We start from the raw sequence: 3,885 nt of genomic DNA on the forward strand, positions 1-3,885 counted from the left end.
AAAAGATGTAATACCGTTTGTGCTTGTCCTTCAGACATATCGTCGAGCTTTTTGACGTTGACATAAGCAAGTATTTTTTCTGCTTCTGTTTGGGTTTGTACGACAAGTCTTCTGATTTCATTGATCTGTTGTGGAAAAGCCTTTTTAATAGGTGTGTTCCCATCCGTATCATCATCTTCACTCACGACATTAAGAAGCATACCTAACAGATATCTGCGTGCGTATGTGATTGCAGAACCAACCGATTGTATATTTGACTTGCATCCTTTAGTGTCATAAGGAAACTTTCCTTCTGTTGAGATTTTATTCCCAGACGGATGCGTCAAAGTCATTTCTATAATTATATTGTCTGAACTCTGTTCTTTGATACGAGAAAACAAAGCAAATCGGTGTTTTGCAAGAGTGTTTTTTACAGCATCAATGTACTGGTCAAGGGTTGCATATTGGCTGTTTGTATGGGTGTTTGTAGAGTTTTTTTGTATTTTTTGATATTCTATTTGCATATTCGAAAGATCACTGGCAAATCTTTCGTAGTTTTGTCGTTCTATTTCTTTTTCTCGTAAGGCAATGAGACGCTCGAGACGGTCCATATCGACGTCATTTTCTAAGGCTCTGTTTAAAATACGTTCCATAGCAGTTTGTTTAACCGCTAAGTGATGCGTTTCTTCAATTTCTGTTAGGTTAGTGTTTTGTTCACTCATCTTGATTTCCTCCTATTTGAGCGCAATTCCCCCGTGGCGTGAATCACGCTTGTGTTTAAAAGTTGTTTGTGTGGTTAGAAACGGCTTATAGAGATACTATAAGATTAGTCGTTCGTATTTTTTCATCTGGTTTGTTCTCTAGTTGAGGTGAGGTCAGTATTATCAACATACCCATAAGCACCTGCATCATTGGTAATGTATATAGCATCGCAGTTACCAAAAACACGTACATCACCGTAAACTTCTATATATCCATAAAAATGTATACCCTCGTAAACTTCTGCATTACCAAAAACTTGAACATTATCAGAAATTTGTGCATCATCATAAACACGGGCGCCTTCATAAACCCATGCATTATCACCAACCCAGCAATCCCCTTCGTGACTTAAATTGCCCTCATGCTCTATAAACCCCCCTAAATCGCCTTTCTCGACGTTTCCAAAGTCTCGTAAGGCGCGAATGCGGTGGAGAGTTCTGCCATTAACTTCGATTGTTGCGTCTGTCAGTTCGTATTTCTTTTTTATCATAATAACCTCCTCTTAATGCATGCTTTGTCTTTTAAGCTCTTGAGACAGCACACCAATTCCTTTTGCTGTGATTTTTGCGCAAGGAATGACTTTTTCTATTCCACTTGCGGTTTGAAGTGTGATAGTTGGACAATCCATAAGTTTCTTTTGGATTTTGTCTTGATAAGGNGGAATGACTTTTTCTATTCCACTTGCGGTTTGAAGTGTGATAGTTGGACAATCCATAAGTTTCTTTTGGATTTTGTCTTGATAAGGAAGCAAATTTCCACCTGCTGCACGTCTGTAAACCCAACCTTTTTCTTGTAAAAATTGAATGAATTGTTTTGGTTGCATCTCGAGTATTTTAGCGGCTTCTGTAAGACCGAAGAGTCCGTTGTGACGTTGCAAACTTTCAAGAGCAGCTGCTTTTGGTTTAAGGATACTCACTTCACTTTTTAAGGTCTCTAATTGTGTGACGCTTTCTAAAAGAAGTTTCTTAACAAAGAGAGGATCTTCTAAAGCGTTTGCAAGGTCTAAAGGTTTCTTTGCACGCCGTTCACATTCAATAAAATATTGACGGGCTTGTTTACCTTTTTCATTACGCTCTACCATGGCGAGCTCTTTTGCCATGTCTAATGTGAGGTGATAGTCTATAGCTGTAACAGCTCTAGATTTTGCGCTCCCCAATTTTGGGGACCGCAAATCTTGTGTTTTTATGAAATCAGTTCCCTCTTCAAATTCATATTGATGAATACGGTCCTTAATCCAAGTAGAGAAATCTTTCCCAATTTCCAAAAATTCATGCAATTCACGAGCGTTGACCGTTTGAACGGTTTCGTGTTTGATTGTATTGTGCTGGATAGCAATAGGCTTTTCCATTACGAACCTCATGTTGATGGGATTGATGAATGAAAGGGGGCGCTTTTAAATGCGCCCTTCAGAATTTAAAGCACATCACAAGGACGCAAACGGTGTTGTTGTTCGTAAGTACCGTAAATCTCATCATTATATTTTTCGTCTGCGATCTCATCTAAAAGTCTATTGTAAACATCACTTTCACGTATAAAGTAATGAACCTCACTATCTTCATCGAGACGTTCAATATTTTCTTTTACATATGCCTCTGCGATCTCTTCAGAGATATCTTCACAGTTCTTTTCAGAAGGATTGATGCGAAAGATTTGGATTGCATCATCTGCCTCATCAACAATGCTTAGAATTTGGCTTTTATCCAGTGGTCCTGACCGACCAATGTTTTGATCATCATCATAGACAACTAATAAAATTTCATCAGAATTTATAAGAATTGGATTTTCCATAATTTTTCCTCCCTAACGCCTCTTGGCGATTGTTTGTGCGTGGTTTGTATAATTACTTATATAACTATAATTATAAAATAGCAAGCAAAAAATTATAAAAAGTTATATTTTTATAAAAAATATTATAATATCTTGCTGAATAAGAGGGGAGGATAATTAGCGATAAGTCCGAATCATCTTGCTGTAAGAACTTATTGGCAAAATAGCAAATATCTCTCCAACCCACACAATTTTAACATTCTTAATAGGTAAGGCATTCCAAGAAAGCAGATCTATTTCACCATTCATTCCCCTGCTAATCTGCTTTATATATCTTTTATTATCATGTGTTAAAATAACGGCTTCTTTGCCAAAAAAGGATTCTATTGTTTTAATTTGGCGCCGTCTTACGATAACCATATCTCCATCTTTATAGGCTGGTATCATAGAATCTCCTTTAACTTCAAAAGCAACCATATCATCAGGTAAAGCAAAAGGAATTTCTACTTGTTCAAGACCATCTTCAGGGATTTGTTCAAAACTTGGATCTATCTGTGTTCCTGCTCCAATATACCCCATAAGAGGAACAAAAGTTATTAAGTGATTGTCCCCTTTTAGTTCTTTATATAATTCTAAAATGGCATCTCGATTAGAGCCGCGTGGATCAGAATCTTTTAACCACTTAGACACTGAAGCTTGTGTTACGTTTAGCCGTTTGGCTACATCTTCTTGCGTTAAGTTAAATTCGGTCAAAATCTTTTTTAATGTGCTTATGATATTAGATTTATTACTCATACTTCTGCTTACCTTATTTTTTTATCGTTGATAAAGATAATTTTCATTGACTTTATATAACTATAATTATATGAATAAAATAAGACAAAGCTGTAATTGGAGCTTGTAAATGGATCAACGAGAAGATTTTAAGAATTTGACTAAGTCAATACGGGGCAAATTTAATTGGACTCAATCAGAAATGGCGAAAATGCTTGGTGTAACTCAAGCAGCTGTTTGCAAGTGGGAAAAAAGAGGATCTATCTCCGTAATAAATTATCTCAAGCTGCAAAAGTTGAAGGATAGTTCTAGCTCTAGTTCTGCTTTTATTGCTGCTCCTACAGATAGTAATGAACATCAACAGCACCATTCACATTCTTAAACAGGCATTAAATAAAGAGACCAAATTAATAGATTACGCGCCACCATACGCGCACATATAAATAGGCAACAGCCTTAAGGGGGGGATTATGATCACTAATTTATATTTAATGAAAGAAGGGGATGCGCATGTCTAATGGTATGCCATGGATAAGATTCCATTTGTATGACTGGATAAGTGGTACAGATGGAATGACGTTAGAGCAAAGGGGCGCTTATATG

The 3,885-nt window shown here is 36.7% G+C and carries 6 protein-coding genes; 1 reads left to right on the plus strand and 5 read right to left on the minus strand.

The features are described 5' to 3' along the window. The 5 genes from ACFIKN_RS07265 to ACFIKN_RS07285 form a co-directional block, all read right to left on the minus strand. Positions 1-701 (minus strand): ERF family protein (locus ACFIKN_RS07265; protein WP_375658148.1); only part of this gene is annotated, 701 nt, incomplete at its 3' end. A gap of 122 nt (positions 702-823) precedes the next feature. After that, positions 824-1,231 (minus strand): hypothetical protein, encoded by a 408-nt coding sequence (locus tag ACFIKN_RS07270; RefSeq protein WP_375658149.1) that lies wholly within the window; start codon positions 1,229-1,231, stop codon positions 824-826. Positions 1,232-1,243: 12 nt separating this feature from the next. Then, on the minus strand, positions 1,244-2,089 hold the full coding sequence (locus tag ACFIKN_RS07275; protein ID WP_375658150.1) for an antA/AntB antirepressor family protein: 846 nt from the start codon (positions 2,087-2,089) through the stop codon (positions 1,244-1,246). A 65-nt stretch (positions 2,090-2,154) separates the two neighbouring features. Next, positions 2,155-2,529 carry a hypothetical protein gene (locus ACFIKN_RS07280; protein ID WP_375637858.1) on the minus strand — a complete coding sequence of 125 codons (375 nt, stop codon included), beginning with the start codon at positions 2,527-2,529 and terminating at the stop codon, positions 2,155-2,157. Between the two features lie 156 nt (positions 2,530-2,685). After that, positions 2,686-3,303 carry a S24 family peptidase gene (locus ACFIKN_RS07285; protein ID WP_375638755.1) on the minus strand — a complete coding sequence of 206 codons (618 nt, stop codon included), beginning with the start codon at positions 3,301-3,303 and terminating at the stop codon, positions 2,686-2,688. A gap of 109 nt (positions 3,304-3,412) precedes the next feature. Here ACFIKN_RS07285 and ACFIKN_RS07290 point away from each other — a divergent pair, with 109 nt between their 5' ends. Next, positions 3,413-3,664: a helix-turn-helix transcriptional regulator gene (locus ACFIKN_RS07290; protein WP_375652093.1), complete on the plus strand. Its 252-nt coding sequence runs from the start codon at positions 3,413-3,415 to the stop codon at positions 3,662-3,664. The last annotated feature ends 221 nt before the right edge of the window (positions 3,665-3,885 follow it).

This window comes from Bartonella sp. CL436QHHD (assembly GCF_042195105.1).
Taxonomy (GTDB): Bacteria; Pseudomonadota; Alphaproteobacteria; order Rhizobiales; family Rhizobiaceae; genus Bartonella.

Excerpts from the sequence above, each read along its gene's own strand:
- ACFIKN_RS07270 (WP_375658149.1), bottom strand. The coding sequence starts at position 1,231 with ATGATAAAAAAGAAATACGAACTGACAGACGCAACAATCGAAGTTAAT.
- ACFIKN_RS07280 (WP_375637858.1), bottom strand. The coding sequence starts at position 2,529 with ATGGAAAATCCAATTCTTATAAATTCTGATGAAATTTTATTAGTTGTC.
- ACFIKN_RS07285 (WP_375638755.1), bottom strand. The coding sequence starts at position 3,303 with ATGAGTAATAAATCTAATATCATAAGCACATTAAAAAAGATTTTGACC.
- ACFIKN_RS07290 (WP_375652093.1), top strand. The coding sequence starts at position 3,413 with ATGGATCAACGAGAAGATTTTAAGAATTTGACTAAGTCAATACGGGGC.